This is a genomic window from Candidatus Woesearchaeota archaeon (assembly GCA_027858315.1).
In the GTDB taxonomy this organism is placed as follows: domain Archaea; phylum Nanobdellota; class Nanobdellia; order Woesearchaeales; family UBA583; genus UBA583.
In genome coordinates this window covers 1-2,445 of record JAQICV010000048.1, presented here as the reverse complement: position 1 = coordinate 2,445, position 2,445 = coordinate 1, and the positions used below count along the sequence as shown (strand labels likewise).

Sequence of the window (2,445 nt, the reverse complement as noted above, 5' to 3'; positions counted from 1 at the left end):
ATATGTCACTAAATCCAATAAAATTTTTTAAGCATAATTTGAATTCGCCTAATTCTACTAAATTTATATTTTTTGGAAATAGTATATTAAATTTAATCTTGACAATTTATGTTATTGGGATTCATACATATATTGCATATAAAGAACAAGTTTTTTATCCTTTAATTTTAGGAGTTTTATTAGTACCAATTGTTATGATGGCCGTAATTTATATGAGTAGAGAAACTGCAAAGGCTACTATTGAATATGAAAAAAAAGTTGCAGAGAATATTGATAGTGGAGGTAAAGAAAAAGTAATGGATACTTTAAATTGGAAAAGTATATTAATAATATTTTTATTAGCTCCATTAATTATTGTAGGGATTGTTGGTTTGGTTTTACTTGTTATATATTTATTTAGTTAGAAAGTATTAGAAAACATTAGAAAAAACGAAAAGTCCTCTTTAGATAGTCTCGCCTTTGGCTCGTAAAACTTAAACACTCCTTCGTCACTTCTTCCTCGACCTCACCTTGCACGCTCTCCCTTTGGTCGGGACATCTAAAACCGACTAAAAAGAAATTCCTTACAGGAATTTCCCATATTTCCTTCGAAAACATTTTCAAACGGTGTATGTTACACACGAATATTCTTTCTTATTCCAATCCCAACCTTTATATTAACCACCATCTAAATATTACTATAATGTTACTAAAACTTGACAATGTATCCTTAGAATTTACAGATAAAGTGATTTTCGATAATGCAAATCTTATATTTAATGAAGGAGACAAAATAGGAATAATTGGAGATAACGGAACAGGAAAGACCTCTTTATTCAATTTAATTCTAAAAAAACTAGACTATAGTGGAGATATAATATTTGAAAATGAAATTTTAGGTTATTTAAGTCAAGACGAGAGTTTTGAGGAATTAAGACTAAGTTCAAGCAAAAAAGAAGAAATAGAAAAAGAATTATTAAAAGAAGAAGTAGTAAATGATACAGATAAATACAACTCATTACTCGAAGAATATAATAAATTAATAATCAACGACACAATTCAAAATGAAAGCATCCTACTCGAAAAATTCAACTTCAATGAAAAACTATATCTAAAAGAGAAAAAAGAAGAATTAAGTGGTGGAGAGAGTACAAAACTAAAACTAATAAAACTTCTCTCTCAAGATTTTGACTATCTACTACTAGATGAACCCTCAAATCATTTAGATATCAAATCAAAAAACACTCTAATAGATGAATTAAGTAAACAAAAGAGCTATCTAATAATCAGCCATGATGTCGAATTACTAAATCAATGTTGTAATAAGATTGTAGATATTAGAAATCATAAACTAAATCTATATCATGGCAATTACAACTCTTATTTAGAAGAGAAAACCAAAGAAATTGAAGACATCCTAAAAACTCAAACTGAGCATCAAAAAGAAAAAGAAAGAATACAACAAAATATCGATAACATCAAAGCTTGGGGCAATCAGAAAGTAAAAGATAAAACTACTCACCTAGCATATGGACAAGTATTAAATAACACAGGTCTTGGCAGAGGAAGTATGGATAGTGGAATAATTGCAACAGCAAAGAAACTAAATAAAATGTTTGAAAAAATCAAATCATTTGATACACCTGAATTAGATAGAGAAGAAAATCTAAAAATTAAATATCTAAATTTCAATAAACCTAATACAATAGTTCTAAAAATAACAGATCTAGAAAAGAAGTTCGAGAATTTCAAATTATCGATTGAAAATTTCAAAATAGAAGCAGAAGAAAAAGTTGCAATTCAAGGATTAAATGGAAGTGGAAAATCAACACTTCTAAAACTAATAATGAATCAATTAGAAAAAGATAAGGGAGATATAGAAATTGGTGATAAAGTGAAAATTGGTTATTTGAGTCAAAAAAATGAAACTCTAAACTTTGAAAACACCGTTTTTCAAGAAATACTTGATTTAGATCTTAATTTAGATGAAAGTGAAATTAGAAAGTACTTAGGGAAATTTCTATTCAAAAAAAATGATGTCTTCAAAAACATCAAAGATTTAAGTGGTGGAGAGAAAATCAGACTTGGTATCCTAAAACTAATTTTAGATAGTTGTAATTTTTTAATTCTAGATGAACCATCAAACCATTTAGATATCAAATCAAAAGATGTACTAGCAGATGCATTAAACGACTTCCCAGGAAGTATTTTAGTTGTAAGTCATGACAATTATTTCTTAGACAAGTTTGCCACAAAAAAAGTTCAAATTATCAAAGGTAAACTAATCTAATTCTTTCAATTTCTGAATAATAAAAGGAATCCCCGAATTAATATACTCTACTGTTCCTTCAACAAAATCTTGAAGATTATAAACTCCAGTATCTAATAATTTAGTTTCAACATCATCTTCCAAATCTGTGTATTTACCAATTGCTATTTTATTTAACATTTATGTATCAAGGCCAT

The 2,445-nt window shown here is 27.4% G+C and carries 3 protein-coding genes; 2 read left to right on the top strand and 1 reads right to left on the bottom strand.

Translation table 11 applies throughout. From position 1 onward, the window contains the following. Both PF569_04030 and PF569_04025 read left to right on the top strand, forming a co-directional pair. Positions 1 to 404: hypothetical protein (locus tag PF569_04030; protein ID MDA3855403.1), on the top strand; the 404-nt coding region annotated here is incomplete at its 5' end. 278 nt (positions 405 to 682) lie between these two features. Then, positions 683 to 2,269: an ABC-F family ATP-binding cassette domain-containing protein gene (locus PF569_04025; protein ID MDA3855402.1), complete on the top strand. Its 1,587-nt coding sequence runs from the start codon at positions 683 to 685 to the stop codon at positions 2,267 to 2,269. Here the strand turns inward: PF569_04025 and PF569_04020 are convergent. Next, positions 2,261 to 2,428, bottom strand: a complete 168-nt coding sequence (locus PF569_04020) for a hypothetical protein (GenBank protein ID MDA3855401.1) — start codon at positions 2,426 to 2,428, stop codon at positions 2,261 to 2,263. The two genes, PF569_04025 and PF569_04020, sit on opposite strands and share 9 nt — an antisense overlap. Positions 2,429 to 2,445: the final 17 nt, after the last annotated feature.

Coding starts and splice junctions, on each gene's coding strand:
- PF569_04020 (MDA3855401.1), bottom strand. CDS start 2,428: ATGTTAAATAAAATAGCAATTGGTAAATACACAGATTTGGAAGATGAT.
- PF569_04025 (MDA3855402.1), top strand. CDS start 683: ATGTTACTAAAACTTGACAATGTATCCTTAGAATTTACAGATAAAGTG.